Below are 21606 nucleotides of genomic sequence, written 5' to 3'. Positions count from 1 at the left end.
GTCTGCGACGCGTTGAACATGGCCATTCAACAGCGGCAACCGGCACCGGGACTCGTCGTCCATTCGGACCGGGGCAGCCAGTACGCGAGCGCGCTTTACCAGGATCTGCTGGCAGAACACGGCTTCGGTTGCAGCATGAGCCGCAAGGGAAATTGTTGGGACAATGCCGTTGCAGAGCGTTTCTTCTTAAACCTCAAGATGGAACGCGTCTGGCAGCGCCAATATGCCAATCATGCCGAGGCCAAGGCCGACATCACCGATTACATCGTCGGCTTCAACTGCAAACGCATCAATTCAGCATTGGGCAATCTGTCGCCCGCCGTCTACGAACGGAAAATGGCAGTACGCGAACCTATCGTGGTGTCCGAAATTACTTGACCACAGCAGCTCGCAAGTCGGGCTTTCACCGTGCGTGATCCCATCCTCACATACTTCGAAATTCATTCAAAGCCTTTCCCCTCCATGAAAGGCCAGATCTGGACCAGGTCCTCAACGTGGAATTTAGTAGCAGCTACAAATTCTAAAATTCTTCGTCCAATATATGTTTCAAATTCATCATTCGCATTCGTGGCATATATGCATGTCTCGACCTCCTGAAAACACTCTCGGGCATTCAACCGAAAGTAATTTCCCGCATGGTCGCGAATGACGCAAACGGCGACAGGAGACATATCATCGATTCCGTCAAAAAACAGAAATCCATATTTATCAACTAGCTCAGCAACCTTCAGTTTGCTGTGCATAATAGCTTGGTCGATAACCACATCTTGTGGGCAACTGATTCCATCCAAATTTTCATAACTCAAAGTAAGGACGCTTTCTTCAAGGTGCTGCCGGTAACGGTGTCGGAGGTGCAGGAATACCGGGGCGTACCCGACAGGCGTGCCGCGAAACTACTGCGCGAGACGTGGCGTTTGCGGCTCGCCATCTATTCATGTCAAAGACGGCATTTACGCATGTCATGCACTCGGGCCTACCCGCGCTCGTGCAATTGCCACGAATAAAGGCAAGCGTCTCTTACGCCGCGTCCAGCATGCCGCTATAACACGCGTCCGCAAACCCGATCCGGTCGGTGGTGGCGTTGCGCGCATCCTCGACGCTGATCTTCTTCTCGCGCAGCAGGTTCACCAGCGCCGTGTTCATCGAATGGCAGCCCGCGTTGAACTTGCCGGTGCCGCCGTCCATCAGCGAGCGCACTTCGCCCACGCGGCCCGACTCGATCATGCGCACCACTTCCGGATTCGAACTCAAGCACTCGGTGGCCAGGTAATAACGCTCCCCACCCACCGACGGCAGCAAGGCCTGGCACAACACGCCGCGCAAGGCGCTCGCCAGGGCCTGCGCCTGCGCATCCGAGTTCCCCAGCAAACGCAGCATCTTCTGCAAACCCAGCTCGGTCGAACGCGCGTGCAGGGTGGCCAGCACCAGCGGTCCCGATTCGGCCAGCGCCAGCGCTTCCTGCGCGGTCTGGGCGTCGCGGATCTCGCCGATCACAATCACGTCCGGCCGCTCGCGCAGCGCGTCCAGCGCACCGAGATAGTAGCTCTCCACGTCGCCGTCAAAGCCCACTTCGCGCTGGGTGATGATGCATTTACGCTGCGGGATCAGGGTTTCGACCGGGTCTTCGATGGTGATGATGTGGCCCGAGCGCGTCTTGTTGATCTGGTCGATCATCGAGGCGATGGTGGTCGACTTGCCCTGGCAGGTGTCGCCGATGATCAGCACCAGCCCGCTGGTAAACAGCGCAAAATCCTGCTCGGCGGCGCGCAGACCCAGTTGATTGAGCGGCAGCGGTTCGCGCGGAAAGCGCCGCACCACGCAGCCGAGCCGCTTCTTGCCCTGGAAGGTAAAGCAGTTGGCGCGGATGCGCGCCGTATGCAGGTCGATCGAGCGGTCGAAAGCGCGGTCGGCAATGCGCTCGGCCCAATCGGGCTCGATCACCTCGAAGAACTCTTCCAGCTCCTCCTTGGTGATCGGCGAATCGGTCACCGCCACCAGCCCTTTCGGCTGGCGCAGCATCAGCGGACTATTCTGGTGAATGATGATGTCGCTGAAAATGAGCTTCGAATTGAGCAGGTGAAGAATCTGTTCGACCAGGGTGCCGAACACCGGATGGTCTTCATTCTCGACATAGGACAGGGTACGGATCTGCGAGGACTGGTGGTTTTCCATCTGGCTCTTGGCGTGGTCAATAGTGCCGATAATTATAAGACCAGTCCCCGCAAAAAATTGCAATCGTGAAAGATAATTTTTCTCGATGGTGATATCCGCGCCCTTCCTGTGTCACTCCAGTGCAACAGCGCGGCGCGATCCGGCCAGCCGCGCCAGCCCACAAGCGACGCCGACCGCGATCGCGCCCGCCAGCGCCGCCACCGGCGCCATGCCGGTCAGGCGTCCGTCGGCCGCTTCGCCCAGCTGCCAGCTGGTCACCAGCGCGGCCGCGCCGATCGCCACATCCTGCACCAGGCTTTGCAGCGACATGAAGCCGGCCCGCTCGTGCGGCGACGGCACCTGGCTGACGGTGGCGGCCATGGTCACGTTGCGCCCCGCGTTCCCGGCCATGAACAGCACGAAGAACAGGATCGGCAGCGCCGCGCCAAGTCCGAAAAACGGGGCCAGGCCGGCGCAGAAGGCGGTCGACGCCAGCGCGGCGGACAGCACCGGGCCGGAACGGTCGGCCAGGCGCCCGAGCAGCTGCACGGTGATCAGCGCCACCACGCCCCCGGCAAAATACAGCATGCCGAGCTGCGCGCGCGGAAAGCCCAGGTTCAGCAAAAAGTAGGCCGAAAAATGCGGGATCACCAAAAAGGCCGAGAACGCGCTGGCCCCTTGCAGCAGCATCGCCAGGCGCACCGCGGGCCGCGCCAGCAGGATGCGCGCCGAGACTTTTTCGCGCGCGTTCAGGTGCCCTTCCAAAGCCGGCAGCAGGAACGCCATGGCCACTAACACCAGCGCCGCCAGCGCCGCCACCATATAGAACGGCGCCTGCCAGCCGCCGATGCGCGCCACTTCCAGCCCGAGCGGCACGCCGGCAATGGCCGCCAGCGAAAAGCCCAGCATCACCTTGGCCATGGCCTTGCCGCGCTGTTCCGGCGCCGTCATGTCGATCACGATGGCCATGCCGATCGCCACCGCCGGCCCGCCAAAGGCGCCGGTCAGCGCGCGCGCCACCATCAGCGCCGGCAAACCGTGGCAAAAGCTCGTCGCCAGGGTCGCCAGCGCCAGCAAGCCGAAGGTGAGCAGCAGCGCTGGCTTACGGTCGAAGCGGTCCAGCAGGCGGAAGGTGACCAGGCCGGACAGCGCCGACGCCAGCGTGTAGGCGGCCGCCAGCCACCCCAGGCGGTCGACCGCAAAGCCATGCTCGCGCGCCAGGTCGGGGCCGAGCGGCAGCACCATCATGAAGTCGACCAGGTACACGAACTGCAGCGCCGCGACCAGCAAAATTGTGCGCGACTGCTTAGACATCGGCGCCTCTCCGCCGCGCCGCCACGTCCGCCCGCAGCGCTTCGCGCGCGGCGCGCAGCATGGCCGCCGTCTCGTCCCAGTCCACGCACGGATCGGTCACCGAGCAGCCGTAGCGCAGGGCCGACAGTTCGGCCGGAATGGCCTGGTTGCCCGCCTCGATGAAGCTTTCGATCATCACCCCGGCCACGCTGCGGTTGCCCGCCAGGCGCTGGCGCACCACGTCGGCCATCACGCCGGCCTGCAAGGTGTGGTTCTTGTTCGAGTTATCGTGCGCGCAGTCGATCACGATGTTGGGCGGCTGGCCGCCCTTCTCCAACGCCTGCCCGGCCAGCGCCACGCTGGCCGCGTCATAGTTGGTACGCCCTCCTCCGCCGCGCAGCACCAGGTGCCCGTACGGGTTGCCCGGCGTGCGGATCACCGCCGCGCGGCCATCGGCGTCGATGCCCAGGAACGCATGCGGATGCGAGCTCGATGCGATCGCGTTGACCGCCGTATCGACCTTGCCGTCGGTGCCGTTCTTGAAGCCCACCGGCATGCCCAAGCCGGACGCCATCTCGCGGTGCGTCTGCGACTCGGTGGTGCGCGCGCCAATCGCGGCCCAGCTGATCAACTCACCGACGTAATGCGGCGACACCGGGTCGAGCGTCTCGGTGGCCGCCGGCAAACCCAGGTCGGCCACCTCGATCAGGAAGCCCCGCGCCAGCGCCAGCCCTTCGTCGATGCGAAACGAGCCATCCATGCGCGGATCGTTGATCAGCCCTTTCCAGCCGACCCGCGTGCGCGGTTTTTCGAAGTACACGCGCATGACCACGAACAGCGTGTCGGCCACTTCGTCGGCCAGCGCCTTGAGCCGGCGCGCGTAATCGCGTCCCGCGTGCAGGTCATGGATCGAACAGGGGCCGACCACCACCATCAGGCGTGGATCGCGGCGGTCGAGAATATCGCGCACGCTCTGGCGCGCGGCGTCGATCGTCAGGGCGCTGGTATCGGACAGCGGCAGTTGCGCGCGCAGTTCGGCGGGCGAAGGCAGCGGGCCGGGCGTGTCGTGCGACAGCGGAGACAGGTCGCGCTTCATGCGCGCCCGCCGCAGGTGGTGGCGTGGACGGCATGGGCCGGCGCGGCGGGCGCTGCGAACAATAGCGCACCCGGTTGGCGAACGGCGATGTGAAGTGCGGGCATGGTAGGTCTTCTCAAGTGGGATGAACAATTGCCATCGTTGACAGGTGTGAAAGTTAAGCATACCATACTCGATAAATGCGAATCAATCTCATTTGCATTAATATTTAGGTTGTAAATGCTTATCATTTCGATCTATAGTTCGGCCCGCCTATCCGGCGAAACGCTCCGACTGCCCTCCTAACGCAAGGAACTTCACCATGAATGACAGACTGCACGGCCACTACCTGAGCCGCACCAGCGCGGCCGACCTGTGCGCGCACTACGAAGCTGGCGCCACCCTGTTTTCGTCGCCCGGCCACACACTGCTGGCCAGCGGCAAGCGCAGCATTCTGGCGCCGCAGTCCGGGGCGGCGCTGGCCGATGCCGCAGCAAGCCTCCTGCGCGCCGCGCGCCGCGACGGCGAAGCGCTGCCGGTCATGATCGGCGCCGTGCCGTTCCTGGCCGACGCGCCGGCCCACCTGTTCATCCCCGAGCATGTGCTCATCGCCACCGGCCCGGCCAACCTGCCGGCGGCCACCCCGCAAGCGCCGGCGGCGCGCGCGCGCTTCCCGCGCACCATCGCCGTCGTGCCCGACCAGGCCCAGTACCGCAGCGCGGTAGCCCGGGCGGTCGAACGGATCCGCGCCGGCCAGCTGGAAAAGGTGGTCCTGTCGCGTTCACTGACGCTGGAAACCGAGATCGACGTCGCCGCCCTGCTGGCGCGCCTGGGCGCCCGCAACGCGCACGGCTACACCTTTGCCATCGACCTCGCGCCCGACCATGACGGCCGCCGCACCCTGATCGGCGCCAGTCCCGAGCTGCTGCTCTCGCGTACCGGCACCCGCGTGCGCTGCCATCCGCTGGCCGGCTCGATCCCGCGCAGCGCCGACCCGCATGAAGACCAGCGCCGCGCCCAGGGCCTGCTGGCGTCGCAAAAAGACCTGCACGAACACGCGCTGGTGGCCGACATGGTGGCCGAGTCGCTGCGTCCATACTGCCACTTGGTGACTGTGCCGGCCGTGCCGTCGCTGATCGCCACGCCCACCATGTGGCACCTGGGCAGCGAAGTGACGGCGGAACTGAACGAATCCGGCATGACCTCGCTCGCGCTGGCCATGGCGCTGCACCCCACGCCCGCCGTCTGCGGCCATCCCGCCGCCGACGCGCGCAGCTTCATCAACGACGCCGAAGGTTTTGATCGCGGCTACTTCGCCGGCCTGGTGGGCTGGATGGACGCCGACGGCGACGGCGAATGGGCCGTCACCCTGCGCTGCGCCGACGTGCGCGCCCACAGCGCCACCCTGTACGCAGGCGCCGGCATCGTGGCCGGTTCCGATCCCGAACTCGAATATCTCGAAACCTCCGGCAAGCTGCGCACCATGCTGCGCGCGATGGGCCTCGAAGCGGTTCTGGAGGAAGCGGCATGAGCGGTGACTATCTGCCCGGTTTCACCCCATACCCGGAAGACTTTGCGGCGCGCTATCGCGCAGCCGGCTACTGGACGGGCGAAACCTTTGGTTCCCTGCTGCGCGAACGCGCAGCCCGACATCCCGAAAGCACAGCGCTGGTGTGCGGCACGCGCCGCTGGAGCTACGCCGAACTCGATCGCCGCGCCGACCGCTTTGCCGCCGGCTTGATTGGCCTGGGCATCGCCGCGCGCGACCGCGTGGTCGTGCAACTGCCCAACGTGGCGGAATTTTTTGTGGCCTGCTTCGCCCTGTTCCGCATCGGCGCACTGCCCGTGTTTGCCCTGCCCGCGCACCGCCGCCACGAAATCGGCCACTTGTGCGCGTTTACCGACGCCGCAGCCTATATCATCGCCGACGCCGATGCCGGTTTCGACTACCGCACGCTGGCGCGCGAAGTGCAGGCCGAAGTACCGGCTCTATCGCGCGTAATCGTGCTGGGCGAGAGCGCCGAATTCATCTCCTTCGACTCGCTGTATGCGGACCCAGTGACGATCGCCGGCCCTCAGCCGGACGACGTGGCCTTCTTGCAGCTCTCCGGCGGCACCACCGGCCTGCCCAAGCTGATTCCACGCACCCACGACGACTATCTATATAGCGTGCGCGCCAGCGCCGATATCTGTGAACTCGACCAGTCCAGCGTGTATTTATGCGCCCTGCCGGTCGCGCACAATTTTCCAATGAGCTCCCCGGGTTCCTTTGGCGTCTTCCATGCCGGCGGCTGCGTGGTGCTGGCGCGCCGCGCCTCGCCCGACGACGCATTCCCGCTCATCGAAGCCGAAGGCGTAACCATCACCGCGCTGGTGCCGCCATTGGCCATGATCTGGCTCGACGCCGCCGGCGCCACGCGCTACAAGCTGGGTAGCCTCAAGCTCTTGCAAGTGGGCGGCGCGCGCCTCTCCGCCGAAGCGGCCTGCCGCGTGGGGCCGGTGCTCGGCTGCGCCCTGCAACAGGTATTCGGCATGGCCGAAGGCCTGGTCAACTACACCCGCCCGGACGACTCGCCCGAGCTGACCGCCAACACCCAGGGCCGCCCGATCTCGCCCGCCGACGAAGTACGCATCGTCGACGACGAAGACCGCGACCTGCCCGATGGCCAGATCGGCCATCTGCTCACGCGAGGGCCCTACACCATTCGCGGCTATTACAACGCCGAAGAACACAACCAGCGCGCCTTTACCAGCGACGGTTTCTACCGCACCGGCGACCTGGTGATGCGCCTGCCCTCCGGCCACCTGGTGGTCGAAGGCCGCGCCAAGGACCAGATCAACCGGGGCGGCGACAAGGTCGCGGCCGAAGAGGTCGAAAACCACCTGCTGGCCCACCCCGCCGTGCACGACGCCGCACTGGTGTCGATGCCCGACGCCTACCTGGGCGAGCGCAGTTGCGCCTTCATCGTTACGCGCGGCGCGCCGGTGCGGGCGATTGAACTCACGCGCTTCCTGCGCGAACGCGGCGTGGCGCAGTACAAAATCCCCGACCGCATCGAATTCGTCGAACGCTTTCCTAAAACGGGCGTCGGCAAAGTCAACAAACGCCAGCTGCGCGAACAGATCGCCCAGTTGATCAGCACTCAATCACAAGATCGGCAAGCACCATGACCATCCCGAAAATCGCCTCCTACCCCATGCCCACGGCCATGCCGGATAACCGCGTGACCTGGATGCCCGAACCCAAACGCGCCGTGCTGCTGATTCACGACATGCAGGAATATTTTCTCGATTTCTACGACAACGCCGCCGCGCCGATTCCCGAACTGATCGCGCACATCGGCCAACTGCGCGCCGCCGCAGACGCCGCCGGCGTACCGGTGGTCTATACAGCGCAACCGGCTGTGCAATCGCTTGAGGACCGTGGCCTGCTCACCGACTGGTGGGGCCCCGGCCTGACCGCGCGTCCCGAACGCGCACCGGTGGTGGCAAGCCTGGCGCCGCGCCAGCAAGACGTGGTGCTGACCAAATGGCGCTACAGCGCCTTCTTTCGCAGCGACCTGCTGGCGCGCATGCGCGAACAGGGCCGCGACCAGCTGATCGTGTGCGGCGTGTACGCCCACATCGGCTGCCTGATGACGGCCGCCGACGCCTTCATGAGCGACATCCAGCCCTTCCTGGTGGGCGATGCGCTGGCCGACTTCTCGGCCGGACAGCACCAGATGGGCCTTGACTACGTGTCGCAGCGTTGCGGCGTGGTTGCCAGTACCGCCACCGTGACGGGCGCGCTCAAACCTGCGGCAACGTGGCACGCCACCCGCACCGCCCTGCAGGCCGAAGTGGCGGAACTGCTGGCCGTTCCGGCGTCGGACCTGCTCCCGGACGACAACCTGCTGTTCGCCGGCCTCGATTCGATCCGTTTAATGAGCCTGATCGAACGCTGGCGCCGCGCCGGCATCGAAACCACCTTCGTCGAACTGGCCGAGCGCCCGACCCTGGCCGACTGGTGGGAACTGCTCGACGCGCGCCGGGTGAGCCGGTGAGCGGCGCGCGCCTGGCGCTGACCAGTGCCCAATACGGCATCTGGCTCGGGCAGCAGTTGGATGCCGCCAGCCCGGCCTACTGGACGGCGGAAGCGGTCGAACTGAGCGGCCCGCTGGATGCCGCCCTGTTCGAAGCCGCGCTGCGCCAGGCCGTGCGCGAATGCGATGCCCTGCATATGCGCTTCGCCAGCGACGGCGAAGCGGTCTGGCAAACGTTTTATCCCATCGAGGACTGGACGTTCGCGCAGCACGTCATGGGCGGCGCCGACGCCCAGTTGTGGATGCAGGCTGACCTCAAGCAGCCAGCCGACCTGGCACGCGGCCCCCTCTTCGCCAGCGCGCTGCTGCACATCGGCCCCGAAAAAGCGCTGTGGTACCTGCGCACCCACCACATCGCCCTCGACGGCTTTACCTACGCCATGCTGGCGCAGCGCGTGGCGGCCCTGTATTCGGCGCTGTGCGCCAATACCGACGCACCGCCCGCCCGCGCCGGCAAGCTCGATCCGGTGGTGGTGGAAGATGCCGCCTACCTCGCCTCGCCCGCCTATGCACGCGACCGCGACTTCTGGATGGCGCGCATGCTGAACGCCCGTGCCCCTGCCATGCTGGCGCCAGCGGCCAGTGTCGCGCGCGGGGTGCGCCGTGTGCGCGGTGGCATTGCCACCAGCACCATCGAACGCTGTCAGGCGGTAGCTGCCGCCGCCGGCGTGGACTGGGCCGCCGTGCTGATCGCCGCCACCGGCGCCTGGCTGCGCCGCTACGCCTCGGCGGGCGACCTGACCCTGGGCCTGCCCGTCATGGGCCGGCTTGGCTCGGTGGCGCTGACGATTCCGTGCATGGCGATGAATATCGTGCCCCTGCGCCTTGCGCCAACGCCGTCGCAATCGCTGGCCGACCTGGCGCGCGCGGTCGCCGCCGAAATGAAGGCGATCCGCCCGCACCAGCGCTACCGCTACGAACACCTGAAACACGACCTGGGCATGAGCGGCGGCACGCGCCGCCTGTTCGGCGCAGTCATCAACCTGATGCCGTTCGACCGCCCGCCGGTATTCGGGCCATTGCAGGCGCTCTCGCACCCCGTATCCGCCGGCCCGGTGGAAGACCTGTCGATCACCATTGCGCCGGGCGCGAACAGCCGCATCGACATCGAAGCCAACCCGGATGCGTACGACGACGCCACCCTGCACGCGCTGCACGCGTCGCTGCTTGACGCGCTGGCCGCCCTGCTCGCGCAGCCCGACGCGGCACTTGCCGAGATCCTCGGGCAAGCGCCGCACGCAACGCCTGCAATGGCGTCCGGCGCCCCGCTGCCAACCGCGCCGGTCTGCGTGCTCGCCTCCCTGCTTCGGCACGAGGCGCACAAGACCGCGCTGATTCACGGCGACACCGAGCTCAGTTACGCCGAACTGGTGGCGGCAGTCCAGAACATGGCCGGCCGCCTGCGCGACGCCGGCGTGACCGAAGAAAGCCGGGTCGTACTGCTGCTGCCGCGCAGCCTTGACACCGTCGTCGCCATGCTGGCCATCCTGTGGGCCGGCGGCGGCTACGTGCCGCTCGACCCGGACGGCCCCGCCCTGCGCGTGGCCGCCGTGCTGGAAGACGTCAAACCCACGCTGGTGGTCAGCCTGCGCAAATACGCGCCCCTGCTGCCCATCTCCATGCCGCTGCTGTGCATCGACGAAGCCGCGCCAGCCGAACCGATGCCAGCCCCGCTGCCGGTCGCCGGCAGCGCGCTCGCCTACATTATCTACACCTCCGGCTCCACCGGCCGCCCGAACGGCGTGATGATCGAGCGCGCCGCACTGGCCCACTTCGGCGCCGGCGCCACGGCGCGCTACCAGATGACAGCAAGCGACCGCGTGCTGCAATTCGCGCCGCTGCATTTCGACGCCAGCGTCGAAGAGATTTTTCTGACCCTCGGCGCCGGCGCCACGTTGATCCTGCGCGACGACGCCATGCTCGAATCGCTGGAACGCTTCATCGACGCCTGCGCGCGCCTGCGCATCAGCGTACTCGATCTGCCGACCGCGTTCTGGCACGAACTGGCCTTCCACGTGGGTCAGACCGAGGCAAAGCTGCCCGACTGCCTGCGCCTCGTCATCATCGGCGGCGAAGCCGCGCTGGCCGAAAGGGTGGCGCGCTGGCGCACCGCCGCCCCAGCCCATCTGGTGCTGCTCAACACCTACGGCCCGACCGAAGCAACCGTCATCTGCACCACCGCCCAACTGGCCGGCCCCGACGCCATCGCCTGGAGCGGCGACGCGGTCCCGATCGGCCGTCCACTACCCGGTGTCGACATCGCCGTCTGCGCCGAGCACCCGGTCGGCATCGGCGAAGAGGGTGAACTGTGCCTGATCGGCGGCGGCCTCGCGCGCGGCTACTTCGACCGCGAAGCGCTGACTGCGCAACGCTTCGTCACCCTGCCCGACGGCCGCCGCGCCTACCGCACTGGCGACCGCGTGGTGCTGGGCGAAGATGGCGAACTGCGCTACCTGGGCCGGCTCGACGACGAAGTCAAGATCAGCGGCCACCGCATCGACCCGACCGAAATCGAAGCGGCCCTGCTGCAATACCCTGGCGTGCGCGAAGCGGCGGTGGTGTGCCAGTCGCAAAGCGACGGCGCCAAGCACCTGCGCGCCTTTGTCGCCACCGCCGGCAAGCTCAATGCGCCGGCCCTGCGCGCCTTTTTGGCCGAACGCCTGCCGGCAGCGGCGGTACCCGCCAATTACGCCAGCCTGGCGCGCCTGCCGCGCAACGCCAACGGCAAGATCGACCGCGCCGCGCTGCGCGCCAAAGAGCCCGACGCCGCGCCAACAGCCATCGGCGCCACCCCCTTGGAACAGTCGGTCATGTCCGTCTGGCGCGAAGTGCTGGGCGTGGAGGCCTTGACGCCGCTGGACGACTTTTTTGCCCTCGGCGGTAAGTCGCTGCAAGCGATCCAGGTCGCCAACCGCCTCGGCGCGGCATTGAAGCGCGAAGTGGCGGTGTCCATCCTGTTCCGCCACCGCACCGTGGCCGCACTGGCGCATTCGCTCGGCACCGTCGGCCATGCGCCGCCGGCAGCCGCCGCCGGTGGCGAATTCGCTCCGCTGCTGACCATCCAGCGCGGCAGCGGCCCGGCCCTGTTCTGCGTACACCCGGCCGAAGGCCTGTCGTGGTGCTACCTGGGGCTGGCCGCCTACCTGCCGCATACGCCGATCTACGGCCTGCAAGCGCGCGGCATGAGCGGCACGCCCCCGGCTGACATCGACATGCAGGTCGACGATTACCTCGGCCTGGTGCGCGGTGCGCAACCACACGGCCCGTACCGCCTGATCGGCTGGTCCTCGGGCGGCGGCCTCGCCCACGCGCTGTCGGCGCGCCTGCAAGCGCTGGGCGAAACGGTGTCGCTGCTGGCGATGATGGACTCCTACCCGAGCGACATCTGGGAAGGCAAGCCCGAAGCCGAAGAACGCGACGCCCTGATCGCCATGCTGGACGTGATCGGCGCGCCCTCGGTCGACGCCGACGGCCAGCCGCTCGGGCGCGAGGCGCTGCTGGCGCAGTTCCGCCAGCCGGGCAGCTCGCTCGCCACCGCCGATGACGCCCACCTCGAACGCATCACCACCACCGCGCTGCTGTCGATGCGCCTGTACCGCCAATTGCGCCATCCGCGCTATGAGGGCGACGTGCTGTTCTTCCACGCCAGCCGGCGCGGCCCCGATGCCCCCGACTGGCAAGGCTGGACGCCGTACGTGAGCGGCCAGCTCGAACGCATCGACGTCGATTGCACCCATTCGTCCATGAGCCAGCCGGCGCCCCTGGGGCACATCGGCCGCGTGCTGGCCCAACGTATCCACCCTGAAGGCAGATCATGACCACTCCCAAACGCACACCCCCAAGGATGCTGTACGTGCGGCGCACCTTGCAACTGACCCCGCTGATGCGCCGTATCACCCTGGCCGGCGACGCGCTGGCCGGCTTCCCGACGGGCAGCGACGGCGCCCACATCAAGCTGCTGCTGGCGCGCGAAGGCCAGCGCGAACCGGTGCTGCCGACCCTCGGCCCGGATGGCCCGGTGTGGCCGCCGGCCGACATCCGCCCCATCGCCCGCACCTACACCGTGGCGCGCTACGACGCCGACGCCGGCGAACTCGATGTGGACCTGGTGCTGCACGGCGACGATGGCCCCGCCTCGCGCTGGGCGGTGCACGCGCAGCCGGGCGACGCCGTCGGCGTGGCCGGTCCCGGCGGCCCGCCGCGCTTCGTGCCCGGCGCCGACTACCACCTGATGATCGGCGACCCGAGCGCACTGGCCGCGATTGCCGCCGCCCTGCGCGGCGTGCCCCGCAAGGCGCGCGGCACGGTACTGATCGAAGTGCCCGACCACTCCGAAGTCCAGGCCCTGCCCTACCCGGCCGCGTTTACCGTTCACTGGCTGTCGCGCCGTGGCGCGCGCGCTGGCGCCAGCACCTTGCTGCTCGACGCCGTCAAGGCGCTGGCGTGGCCACCGGGCCGCGTGTCGGTCACCCTGGCCGGCGAAAGCAACCAGCTGCTGGCCGTGCGCGACTATTTGCTGCACGAGCGCGGCGTGGCCCGCGCCGACATGTACGCGGTCCCGTACTGGAAGGACGAACACACCGAAGAGGCGTACCACGCCGAACGCCACCGCATTATGGATGAACTGGAAGAAGCCGAATCATGATCACATTCTCACCCCTGCGCCGCGTCGCCTTGTTTGCGCTCATGGCCATGTGCACCGCGCCCGCGCTGGCCCAGCGCAACATCGTGGACGCCGCCAACCGCGCCGTCACCGTGCCCGAACGTCCGCAACGCGTGGTGGCCCTGTCCGAACTCGATCTGGACGCCCTGCTGGCACTGAAAATCAAGCCGGCCGGCGCCACCAAGGGCCGTGGCCAGACCGCCATGCCGCGCTACCTTGGCGCGGCGGCGAACGCGATCCCGAGCGCCGGCAATTTTGCCGCGCCGGTGCTCGACCTGGTGGTCGGCATGCAGCCCGACCTGATCCTCGCCGGTGGCATGAGCGACCCCGAACTGCTGACCCAACTGGCCAAGATCGCCCCCACCGTCGTCACCTACCAGCCGGGCGAAAACTGGCAAGCGAGCTTTCGCCGCATCGGTACTGTCATGGGCAAGACGCCCGAGACAGACGCGTTTTTGGCCGACTACCTGGCCAGGGCCGACGCTTTGCGCCAGCGCCTGGGCAAGCGCGCCGACACCACCGTGAGCGTGGTGCGCTGGAATCCGCAAGGCCCGTCGTACATGCTGCGCGATTCGTTTGCCAGCCTGGTGCTGGCCGACCTCAAGATGCGCCGCCCCGCCGCGCAGATGCAGCCCGGTGCGGCGCACTCGCGTCCACTGAGCCTGGAAGCGCTGGCGGCCATCGACGCCGACTGGATTTTTGTCGGCACCCTGAGCAGCAGCGGGCCGGCCAACGACGCCCTGGCGGCGGCGCGCCAGTCGCCGCCCTTCCGCCAGCTTGGCGCCTCGCAGCGTAACCAAGTGCGCGCGGTGGACGGTTCGCTCTGGACCAGTCCCGGCGGCCCCCTGGCCGCCCTGGCGATCCTGGCCGACGTCGACAAAGCCCTGGCCGCGCCTTGAGTCCAGCCTGCCGCATCGCGCTCCTCGCGCCCATCCTGCCGGCACTGCTGCTGGCATCGATGCTGCTTGGTGCCGGCGACGCCGGCATGGCCGACCTGCGCGCCGTGCTGGCCGGCGGCGACAACGCGCCCCTGCACATGATCGTGCGCGACGTGCGCGCCCCACGCACGCTGGCCGCGCTGCTGGTCGGTGCCGCCCTTGGCGTGGCCGGCATGCTGATGCAAACCGTCACCCGCAACCGCCTGGCCGAACCGGGCCTGCTCGGCGTGAACGCCGGCGCCGCGCTGGGCGTGGTGGCCGGCATCACCTGGGCCGGCGCAGAATCGGGCCTGGCTTACCTGCTGTGGGCCGGCGCCGGCGCCCTGCTCGGAAACGCCTGCGTGCTGGCCGTGGCCAACGCCGGACGCAGCTCCGGCAGCCCGCTGCGCCTCGTGCTGGCGGGCGTGGCGTTGGGCGCGACCTTTCACGGCTTGAGCTCGGCCATGCTGCTTAGCCAGCCTTCCGGCTACGACCAGTACCGCTTCTGGGTTCTCGGTTCGCTCGCCGGCTCGAACGGCAGCATGCTCCTGCTGGCCGCGCCCTTCATCATTTTCGGGCTTCTGGCCGCGCTGTTCCTGGCGCGCCCGCTGTCGGCCATGCTGCTCGGCGACGACATCGCCCGCTCGCTCGGGCACTCGCCGCGCATGCTGCGCGCCGCCGTCGCCTTCACCGCCACGCTGCTGACCGGCAGCGCCGTCGCCCTGACTGGCCCGATCGCCTTTCTCGGCCTGCTGGCGCCCTTCCTCGCGCGCGCGCTGGCACAGGGGCTGGCGGCCCAACTGGCGGCATCGGCCTGGGTCGGCGCGATCGTGCTGCTGTTCGCCGACCTTGGCGCGCGCCTGGTGGCGCAGCCGTTCGAAACGCCGATCAGCGTGCTCACCGCCCTTCTGGGAGCGCCGCTGCTGGTGTGGCTCGCGCGCGGAAGCGTACGATGATGGCGCCCGAACCAGGTTTGCTGGTGCTGCGCGGCGGCGCGCTGTCGGTGCTGGTGGCCAGCCGTTCACTGTACGCCACGCTCGCCCTGCTGCTGGCGCTTGCGCTGGCGGTTGGTGTGGCCTTGTCGGCCGGCCCGGCGTGGCTGTCGCCATCGCAGCTGCTGGCCGTTATCAGTGGCGACGCACCCGGCGGCACGCGCCTGATGGTGCTCGAATTTCGTTTGCCGCGCGTGCTCACCGGCGTGCTGGCCGGCGCCTCGCTGGGTCTCGCCGGAAGCCTGATCCAGACCCTCACGCGCAACCGCCTCGCCTCGCCCGACATGCTCGGCGTGGCCGATGGCGCCATGCTGGGCGTCTTCATGGCCCTCATTGCCGGCACCACCGGCATGCTGGGACCGTGGTGGGTCGGGCCGCTGGGCGCCTTGGGTGCGGTGGCCTTGCTGCTGTTGGCCAGCGGCCCGCTCGACAGCCGCGGGCACCGCCTGCTGGTGGTCGGCATCGCGATTGCCAGCCTGCTGCGCGCCGGCGCCGAACTGCTGCTGTCGCAGCAGGAGCTGATGCACGCCAGCGCGCTGTACGCGTGGAGCATCGGTAGCCTGAGCGGGCGCACCTGGGGTTCGGCCTTGCCGCTGGCCGTCGCCCTGCTCGTGCTGTTGCCGCCCGCGCTGCTGGCCAGCCGCCGCCTGGCGCTGCTGCGGTTTGATCCGGACATCGCCAGCGGCCTTGGCCTGCCGGTGCGCGCCACCCAATGGCAGGTGCTGCTGTGCGCCGTGCTGCTGGCCGGGATGGCGGTCGGCGTATGTGGCCCGATCGCCTTCGTGGCGCTGGCCGCGCCGTTTATCGGCGAGCGGCTGGTGGGCTACGGACGCGGCGCCCTGCTGGCATCGGCCCTGTGCGGCGCCGTGCTGGTGGCCGCCGCCGACACGCTCGGGCGCGTGGTGCTGGGCGACGCCGAACTGCCGGTCGGCGTGATCTGCAACCTGCTCGGCGGGCCATTTTTGCTGTACCTGCTCCTTCACGAGCGCAATGGAGAAACACAGTAATGGACAAACAAGTGACCGAACTAGTTGTACGCGGCCTGCATGCCGGCCATCCGGGCCGCCCCGTGCTGCACGGGATCGACCTGGCGATCGAGCCAGGCAAGGTCACCGCCATCGTCGGCCCGAACGGCTGCGGCAAATCGACCCTGCTGCGCTGCATGGCGCGCCTGCATCGGCCGCAGCAAGGCAGCATCGCGCTCGGCGCGCACGACCTGTGGCAGATGCGCCAGCAGCAGGCCGCGCGCAGCCTGGCGATGCTGCCGCAAACGCCGCAGGCGCCCGAAGGCATTACCGTCAGCGCCCTGGTGCGCTTCGGGCGCCATCCGCACCAGGGTTTGTTTCGTCAATGGTCGCGCGACGATGAACTGGCGGTGAATGCGGCCATGTCGGCCACCGATGTCATCGCGCTGGCGCAGCGCCGGCTCGATCAGCTCTCCGGCGGCCAGCGCCAGCGCTGCTGGCTGGCCATGACCCTGGCGCAGGAGACGCCGATCCTGCTGCTGGATGAACCGACCAGCATGCTCGATCTGGGGCATCAGGTCGATGTGCTGGACCGGGTGCGCGCACTGGCCGCCAATGGGCGCGCGGTGGTGATCGTGCTGCACGACCTGGCTGCGGCGGCGCGCTATGCGGACACGCTGGTGGCCATGCGCGATGGCCGCATCGTCGCCGCCGGTGCGCCGCGCGATGTGGTCACCCCGGCGCTGGTGCGCCAGTTGTATGAGCTGGAGGTGGACGTGCTGTCCGCGCCCGGCGACGGCGCGCCGGTGGTGGTGCCGGTCCGGCGTTTTCATTAATCAGAGAAGGAACGAGATGACAAATCAATTCGAAGGCAAGGTCGCGCTGGTCACCGGCGCGGCGCAGGGCATCGGCGCGGCCGTGGCGCGCAAGCTGGCAACGGGCGGCGCTGCAGTGGCGGTGTTCGATGTCAAGGCTGGCGCGGTCGAGGATATGGCGGCCACGCTGCGCGCCGGCGGCACTCAAGCCATCGGCATCGCGGTCGATGTGACCGACAGCGCGGCCGTGAACAAGGCGGTGGCGCGCGTGCGGCGTGAACTGGGCGAGATTGATGTACTGGTCAACGTGGCGGGCATCCTGCGCATGGGGGCCATTCTGGACTACAGCGACGACGACTGGGAGCGCACCTTCGCGGTCAACGCCGGCGGCGTGTTCCGCCTGTGCCGCGCGGTGGCGGCCGGCATGGTGGAACGCAAGCGCGGCGCCATTGTGACGGTGGCCTCGAATGCGTCGAGCGTGCCGCGCATGCAGATGGGGGCGTATGCGGCATCGAAGGCGGCATCCACGCAGTTCATGCGCTGCCTTGGATTGGAACTGGCGCCGCACGGGATTCGCTGCAATGTGGTCTCGCCCGGATCGACCGATACCGAGATGCAGCGCCAGTTGTGGAATGGGGCCGATGGCTCGCAAGGCGTGATCGGCGGTTCGCTGGAGACGTTCAGGCTGGGGATTCCGCTGAAACGGATCGCAACGCCGGACGATATTGCCGACGCGGTGCTGTACCTGGCGTCGGACAGCGCGCGCCACATTACCATGCATGATTTGAGGATCGATGGCGGCGCGACCCTGGGAAGTTAAGTGCGGCAGCACCCGTGTGTGTTATCTGGTCCGGAGCTTCGCGTCATCGCCAGCAGTCACGCTGGAGAGGACGATGCAACAGTGCCATTGAATGCGGGGACTAGCGAGAATTTCCCGGCAATGAAATCCATGAACACGCTGACACGCCGTGGCATGAGGCGATTTGCCACATACAGAATATGAATCGGCACCGGTGGCGGCACATGCTCGCGCAGCAGAAGGCGCAAGCTGCCGTCGCTTAATCCAGCCTCGAACAGCCACTGCGGCCCATAAGCGATGCCAAGACCGGCCGCGACCAGTTCGCGCACGGCCTCGGGCGAATTGACACTCACCCTGCCCGATACCGGGACGTCGGCAGTCCGGAAACGCCAGCTATTGCCCGATGAGAGAAACGTGTAGGGCAGACAGTCGTGGCCGCGCAAATCATCAGGACTTTCCGGGTACCCGCGCGCAGCGATGTATCCTTCGCTCGCAACACAGACTCGCTCGAATTGGCCGATGCGGCGCGCGCGCAACGCGCTGTCTTCAAGATGGCCGATGCGAATTGCCAGCTCGGTGCTTTCATCGACCAGATTGACATAGCCATCGTTGAGCTGGAGATCCAGCGTGACTGCCGGATAGCGCCGAAGAAACTCCGGCACGTGGGGCAATACGAACGCATGCGTCAGTGTCGTGGGGCAAGCAACACGCAACAGGCCTGATGGCTCGACGTTGTCGCGAAGCGCCGTTTCCGATTCCGCCACGGCGGTCAGAATACGCCGTACCTCCGCGTAGTAGCGCTCGCCTTCCGGCGTGAGGCTGAGCCTGCGCGTGGAACGATGCAGAAGCCGGATTTGCAGATGCTCTTCCAACGCCGCCACATACCGGCTGACGTTGGGTTGGCTTAGCCCAAGGTCGCGCCCGGCCGCAGACAGGCTTCCCATCTCTACCGTGCGCGCAAAACATGTCATCAGCAAGAAGCGGTCCATTGCTCATTCATGCACTGAAAGCATGAATTATATACAAATACAGCCACTTATCTATTCCTGTAAAGAGGTCCATCCTGACGGTCGAGATGCAGCGGAGGCGCTTGCGTCCATGTCAACCAACCAAACAAAAGGATGTCAATGTCTCGCTTACAAGGAAAACGTACCCTGATTACCGGCGGTACCAGCGGTATCGGTCTTGAAACGGCCAAGCATTTCCTGGCCGAAGGCGCACGCGTTATCGTTACCGGCGTCAACCCCGATTCCATCGAAAAAGCACGATCCGAGCTGGGGCCCGACGTGCTCGTGTTACGTGCCGACTCTGCCAGCGTAGCGGCACAGCAAGAACTGGCGCAAGCAATCAAGGATCATTACGGCCAGCTCGACGTCGCCTTCCTCAACGCTGGCGTGTCGGTCTGGATGCCGATCGAAGAATGGACGGAAGAGATGTTCGACCGCTCATTCGATATCAACGTCAAGGGGCCGTATTTCCTGATCCAGTCGCTGTTGCCGGTGTTTGCCAATCCTGCTTCGGTGGTGTTGAACACCTCCGTCAACGCGCACGTGGGCATGGCGCGCTCGTCGGTTTACGCCGCGACCAAGGCAGCCTTCCTGAATCTGTCCAAGACACTGTCGAGTGAATTGCTGGGACGCGGCATTCGATTCAATGCGGTCAGCCCTGGCCCGGTGGACACCCCGCTGTACGACAAACTGGGCATCCCTGCCGCCTACCGCGATCAGCTCAACAAGGAAATCACCATGAGCATACCGTTCGGCCGTTTCGGCACGCCGGCAGAAGTGGCCAAGGCGGTGTTGTACTTCGCGTCGGACGAGTCCACATGGACATTGGGTTCCGAAATCGTGGTCGATGGCGGCCGAATGCTCAACGGTTAAAGGCCCTGGCTTCCCGATCGTGAAGCCCGCGATCGGGCGCAGGAATATCGGCGTGAACGATGCGTCAATGGCGCCAGTGATCTATGTTGATTATCGATGGCGCACTAGGTTGGGAAGTCAGGCGAAGCGCAATCAGTGGGAAGACCGTCAGTTTTTGCGCCGCAGACGATGCATCGGCATTGGGTAGCGGAACAACTGATGCATATTTTCCATGCATTATTTCGGTAATGCTCGGGTGTACGTCTATCCCAAGAGTTATTGCATTCCCGGCAGATACCGAATGACCGGACTACCTCCTTGTTTCTGCACGGCTCACTACAGTACAGCGCTACAAGTTCAGACGACATAAGAGGACCTAAGAAGAAGTAATGGGTGGTGCGAACCAGCCGGAAACCTCACGTTGATTACAGCGGGTTGATGGCCGCGCTGCTCAATTGTTCCGGCACGTCCATCTGCACTGCCTGCAATATCGAACGGCATGTCCTGGCAGAGTCGCAGGGAATCAGAAAATCGCCCTCCGCGCTCAAGCCAACGACGTCGAAGAAGACAATTCCCCTTGTCGATTGCAGCTTCACTTTGACGGGAACGCCATACGACGCTGCACGATAGATCGTGGCAGTTTCTTCCGGCCATTTCGCCGGCGTCGGTGCCATTCGCACGTTCATTTTGCTGTTCTTTATCTCGAAAACGGGCATGTTGGCGCGTACAGCGAACGAATCCGGCGTGGTTTCGACGACGATTCCCTTGGTATAGAGTACGCCCAAACCGAGCGAGATGCCAGTGACGACCAGTGCCCCCACGGCTAGGCGAACCATGTCATCTTCCTGGTGGTGAAACCGCTTCGTTGTACATGCCAGCGTGAACCCAGGTGCCGCCCTCCAGCCTCGCAAGCTCATCCCATTCCGTATTGACACCCGTACCATGATAATGCAGCACCACCGAGTCGGCACGCAGTGTCATGAACGCCAGGCCGCTTTCAAAAGCTCTGGGATGCAGTCCGGATTTGCGGCACTCATCTGCGCATGACGCTTGTACGGCATTATCGAGGCGATCAAGATCGCGGAGCAGGCTTCTTGCCACTTCCAGAAGCGGCTCGTCAACGTGGTCCGCCTCAAAATAGAGCGCGCATTGGTCATCGTCATCAACGCCCATCGGAAGCGAAATCAGGTAACTTCCGCTTTCATACTCGATGTTTTTCGCCTCGATATGTTGGATCATGGCGCGCGCGTTGTTTCTGTCTGGCGTTACTTTCAGCTCCAGCATGTTCTTCTCATTTTCAGATGGCGGCCGGTGACGACGCGCCACTTCATTTTAACGGAACTTGTAGCGTTCGCCCGTCTTCAAATCCAGCGCATACTTCACGCCATTCTCCGTCACCGGCACTTCATCGGGCGGCTCGTCGCCCGCCAGCGCGCCTTCGACGAACGGCAATCCTTCGCCCTTGCGCACCAGTTCATCGGCGCGCTCGTACACATTGCGGCAGCCGGTTTCGGCGATCAGGGTCTGCACGATCGGCACCTTCCACGCATCGACGCCGGCGGCCTGGAATTCGCAGATCAGATATCCCTCTTTACCGCCATACTGCTCCACCAGCAAACCCGGCAAATTATCCGCCTCGGCATTGACCAGCTTGACCACCTGGTCCGGACGCGCCTTTTTCGCCGCCGCCGCGCTCTTGGCGAGCGCCGCTTTTACCCGCCGCTTGATCAGCGCATGGTCAACCGGCTCGCCTTCGTCAAAAGTCCACACGCGCGCGCGGATCTGCGACTTGGAATTGTAGGCGGCGCGCGCCAGGAATTTGGTCGACGACGACTGCACGATCGCCGTGCCGCCCGGCTTCATTTTTTCGTTCGGCTTGCCGTCGACTTTCTCGATCGCGGACGCGTAAATCCAGGGCTCGCCGGCGAGCAGGCTCTTTTCCTTGCCCTGTTTGATGGTGATGATCAGCATGTGGTTCCAGTGAAAATGCATTGC

Annotated in this window: 20 protein-coding genes; 12 read left to right on the top strand and 8 right to left on the bottom strand. The window is 66.1% G+C overall.

Translation table 11 applies throughout. From position 1 onward, the window contains the following. Positions 1–378: DDE-type integrase/transposase/recombinase (locus tag F1609_RS18525; protein WP_167077869.1), on the top strand; the 378-nt coding region annotated here is incomplete at its 5' end. A gap of 62 nt (positions 379–440) precedes the next feature. On the opposite strand, the gene F1609_RS18520 is transcribed toward F1609_RS18525, so the two are convergent. From F1609_RS18520 to F1609_RS18505, 4 genes are all read right to left on the bottom strand, one after another. Next, the gene (locus F1609_RS18520) at positions 441–806 is read right to left on the bottom strand and encodes a hypothetical protein (protein WP_167077868.1); all 366 of its coding nucleotides are present in this window, start codon (positions 804–806) and stop codon (positions 441–443) included. Positions 807–1017: 211 nt separating this feature from the next. Further along, positions 1018–2172 carry a type IV pilus twitching motility protein PilT gene (locus F1609_RS18515; protein WP_167077867.1) on the bottom strand — a complete coding sequence of 385 codons (1155 nt, stop codon included), beginning with the start codon at positions 2170–2172 and terminating at the stop codon, positions 1018–1020. 111 nt (positions 2173–2283) lie between these two features. Continuing rightward, positions 2284–3465, bottom strand: coding sequence for an MFS transporter (locus F1609_RS18510; RefSeq protein ID WP_167077866.1), 1182 nt, complete (start codon positions 3463–3465; stop codon positions 2284–2286). Further along, a complete protein-coding gene (locus F1609_RS18505; protein ID WP_167077865.1) occupies positions 3458–4540 on the bottom strand; it encodes a 3-deoxy-7-phosphoheptulonate synthase in 1083 nt (360 codons plus the stop codon). Before F1609_RS18505 ends, F1609_RS18510 begins: the two co-directional genes overlap by 8 nt. A 301-nt stretch (positions 4541–4841) precedes the next feature. Between F1609_RS18505 and F1609_RS18500 the strand changes: the two genes are divergently transcribed. Genes F1609_RS18500 through F1609_RS18455 form a run of 10 tightly spaced genes read left to right on the top strand, consistent with a single transcriptional unit; the run spans position 4842 to position 17773 of the window. Next, positions 4842–6050 carry an isochorismate synthase gene (locus F1609_RS18500; RefSeq protein WP_167077864.1) on the top strand — a complete coding sequence of 403 codons (1209 nt, stop codon included), beginning with the start codon at positions 4842–4844 and terminating at the stop codon, positions 6048–6050. Next, the gene (locus F1609_RS18495; RefSeq protein ID WP_167077863.1) at positions 6047–7690 is read left to right on the top strand and encodes a (2,3-dihydroxybenzoyl)adenylate synthase; all 1644 of its coding nucleotides are present in this window, start codon (positions 6047–6049) and stop codon (positions 7688–7690) included. Before F1609_RS18500 ends, F1609_RS18495 begins: the two co-directional genes overlap by 4 nt. Next, entirely contained in the window at positions 7687–8562 is an 876-nt protein-coding gene (locus F1609_RS18490; RefSeq protein ID WP_167077862.1) for an isochorismatase, read from the top strand. The genes F1609_RS18495 and F1609_RS18490 overlap by 4 nt, the downstream gene beginning before the upstream one ends. Continuing rightward, on the top strand, positions 8526–12419 hold the full coding sequence (locus F1609_RS18485) for a non-ribosomal peptide synthetase (RefSeq protein ID WP_196785458.1): 3894 nt from the start codon (positions 8526–8528) through the stop codon (positions 12417–12419). Before F1609_RS18490 ends, F1609_RS18485 begins: the two co-directional genes overlap by 37 nt. Further along, a complete protein-coding gene (locus F1609_RS18480) occupies positions 12416–13246 on the top strand; it encodes a siderophore-interacting protein (RefSeq protein WP_167077861.1) in 831 nt (276 codons plus the stop codon). The genes F1609_RS18485 and F1609_RS18480 overlap by 4 nt, the downstream gene beginning before the upstream one ends. Then, complete coding sequence (locus F1609_RS18475) at positions 13243–14163, top strand: ABC transporter substrate-binding protein (protein WP_196785457.1); 921 nt, start codon at positions 13243–13245, stop codon at positions 14161–14163. Before F1609_RS18480 ends, F1609_RS18475 begins: the two co-directional genes overlap by 4 nt. Then, positions 14160–15137 carry a FecCD family ABC transporter permease gene (locus tag F1609_RS18470; protein ID WP_196785456.1) on the top strand — a complete coding sequence of 326 codons (978 nt, stop codon included), beginning with the start codon at positions 14160–14162 and terminating at the stop codon, positions 15135–15137. The genes F1609_RS18475 and F1609_RS18470 overlap by 4 nt, the downstream gene beginning before the upstream one ends. After that, a complete protein-coding gene (locus tag F1609_RS18465; protein ID WP_167077860.1) occupies positions 15134–16180 on the top strand; it encodes a FecCD family ABC transporter permease in 1047 nt (348 codons plus the stop codon). The genes F1609_RS18470 and F1609_RS18465 overlap by 4 nt, the downstream gene beginning before the upstream one ends. Then, positions 16180–16974: an ABC transporter ATP-binding protein gene (locus F1609_RS18460; protein WP_167077859.1), complete on the top strand. Its 795-nt coding sequence runs from the start codon at positions 16180–16182 to the stop codon at positions 16972–16974. The genes F1609_RS18465 and F1609_RS18460 overlap by 1 nt, the downstream gene beginning before the upstream one ends. A gap of 16 nt (positions 16975–16990) precedes the next feature. Continuing rightward, entirely contained in the window at positions 16991–17773 is a 783-nt protein-coding gene (locus tag F1609_RS18455) for a 2,3-dihydro-2,3-dihydroxybenzoate dehydrogenase (protein WP_167077858.1), read from the top strand. Positions 17774–17829: 56 nt separating this feature from the next. Here the strand turns inward: F1609_RS18455 and F1609_RS18450 are convergent, their stop codons facing one another. Beyond that, positions 17830–18741 (bottom strand): LysR family transcriptional regulator, encoded by a 912-nt coding sequence (locus tag F1609_RS18450; protein WP_167077857.1) that lies wholly within the window; start codon positions 18739–18741, stop codon positions 17830–17832. Between the two features lie 138 nt (positions 18742–18879). Here F1609_RS18450 and F1609_RS18445 point away from each other — a divergent pair, with 138 nt between their 5' ends. Next, positions 18880–19632, top strand: a complete 753-nt coding sequence (locus F1609_RS18445) for an SDR family oxidoreductase (RefSeq protein WP_167077856.1) — start codon at positions 18880–18882, stop codon at positions 19630–19632. Between the two features lie 404 nt (positions 19633–20036). On the opposite strand, the gene F1609_RS18440 is transcribed toward F1609_RS18445, so the two are convergent. Genes F1609_RS18440 through F1609_RS18430 form a run of 3 tightly spaced genes read right to left on the bottom strand, consistent with a single transcriptional unit; the run spans position 20037 to position 21582 of the window. Continuing rightward, the gene (locus F1609_RS18440; RefSeq protein WP_167077855.1) at positions 20037–20447 is read right to left on the bottom strand and encodes a hypothetical protein; all 411 of its coding nucleotides are present in this window, start codon (positions 20445–20447) and stop codon (positions 20037–20039) included. Position 20448: 1 nt separating this feature from the next. Next, a complete protein-coding gene (locus F1609_RS18435; protein ID WP_167077854.1) occupies positions 20449–20895 on the bottom strand; it encodes a hypothetical protein in 447 nt (148 codons plus the stop codon). 48 nt (positions 20896–20943) lie between these two features. Further along, positions 20944–21582: a class I SAM-dependent rRNA methyltransferase gene (locus tag F1609_RS18430; RefSeq protein ID WP_167077853.1), complete on the bottom strand. Its 639-nt coding sequence runs from the start codon at positions 21580–21582 to the stop codon at positions 20944–20946. Positions 21583–21606: the final 24 nt, after the last annotated feature.

The organism is Massilia aquatica, assembly GCF_011682045.1.
GTDB lineage: Bacteria > Pseudomonadota > Gammaproteobacteria > Burkholderiales > Burkholderiaceae_D > Telluria_A > Telluria_A aquatica.
The sequence above is the reverse complement of the archived record's forward strand: the minus strand, read 5'-3'. Positions and strand labels throughout refer to the sequence as shown.

What these genes read in the sequence shown, in the direction of transcription:
- F1609_RS18515 (WP_167077867.1), bottom strand. Translation starts at nt 2,172, where the DNA reads ATGGAAAACCACCAGTCCTCGCAGATCCGTACCCTGTCCTATGTCGAG.
- F1609_RS18510 (WP_167077866.1), bottom strand. Translation starts at nt 3,465, where the DNA reads ATGTCTAAGCAGTCGCGCACAATTTTGCTGGTCGCGGCGCTGCAGTTC.
- F1609_RS18505 (WP_167077865.1), bottom strand. Translation starts at nt 4,540, where the DNA reads ATGAAGCGCGACCTGTCTCCGCTGTCGCACGACACGCCCGGCCCGCTG.
- F1609_RS18500 (WP_167077864.1), top strand. Translation starts at nt 4,842, where the DNA reads ATGAATGACAGACTGCACGGCCACTACCTGAGCCGCACCAGCGCGGCC.
- F1609_RS18495 (WP_167077863.1), top strand. Translation starts at nt 6,047, where the DNA reads ATGAGCGGTGACTATCTGCCCGGTTTCACCCCATACCCGGAAGACTTT.
- F1609_RS18490 (WP_167077862.1), top strand. Translation starts at nt 7,687, where the DNA reads ATGACCATCCCGAAAATCGCCTCCTACCCCATGCCCACGGCCATGCCG.
- F1609_RS18480 (WP_167077861.1), top strand. Translation starts at nt 12,416, where the DNA reads ATGACCACTCCCAAACGCACACCCCCAAGGATGCTGTACGTGCGGCGC.
- F1609_RS18475 (WP_196785457.1), top strand. Translation starts at nt 13,243, where the DNA reads ATGATCACATTCTCACCCCTGCGCCGCGTCGCCTTGTTTGCGCTCATG.
- F1609_RS18465 (WP_167077860.1), top strand. Translation starts at nt 15,134, where the DNA reads ATGATGGCGCCCGAACCAGGTTTGCTGGTGCTGCGCGGCGGCGCGCTG.
- F1609_RS18460 (WP_167077859.1), top strand. Translation starts at nt 16,180, where the DNA reads ATGGACAAACAAGTGACCGAACTAGTTGTACGCGGCCTGCATGCCGGC.
- F1609_RS18455 (WP_167077858.1), top strand. Translation starts at nt 16,991, where the DNA reads ATGACAAATCAATTCGAAGGCAAGGTCGCGCTGGTCACCGGCGCGGCG.
- F1609_RS18450 (WP_167077857.1), bottom strand. Translation starts at nt 18,741, where the DNA reads ATGGACCGCTTCTTGCTGATGACATGTTTTGCGCGCACGGTAGAGATG.
- F1609_RS18445 (WP_167077856.1), top strand. Translation starts at nt 18,880, where the DNA reads ATGTCTCGCTTACAAGGAAAACGTACCCTGATTACCGGCGGTACCAGC.
- F1609_RS18440 (WP_167077855.1), bottom strand. Translation starts at nt 20,447, where the DNA reads ATGGTTCGCCTAGCCGTGGGGGCACTGGTCGTCACTGGCATCTCGCTC.
- F1609_RS18435 (WP_167077854.1), bottom strand. Translation starts at nt 20,895, where the DNA reads ATGCTGGAGCTGAAAGTAACGCCAGACAGAAACAACGCGCGCGCCATG.
- F1609_RS18430 (WP_167077853.1), bottom strand. Translation starts at nt 21,582, where the DNA reads ATGCTGATCATCACCATCAAACAGGGCAAGGAAAAGAGCCTGCTCGCC.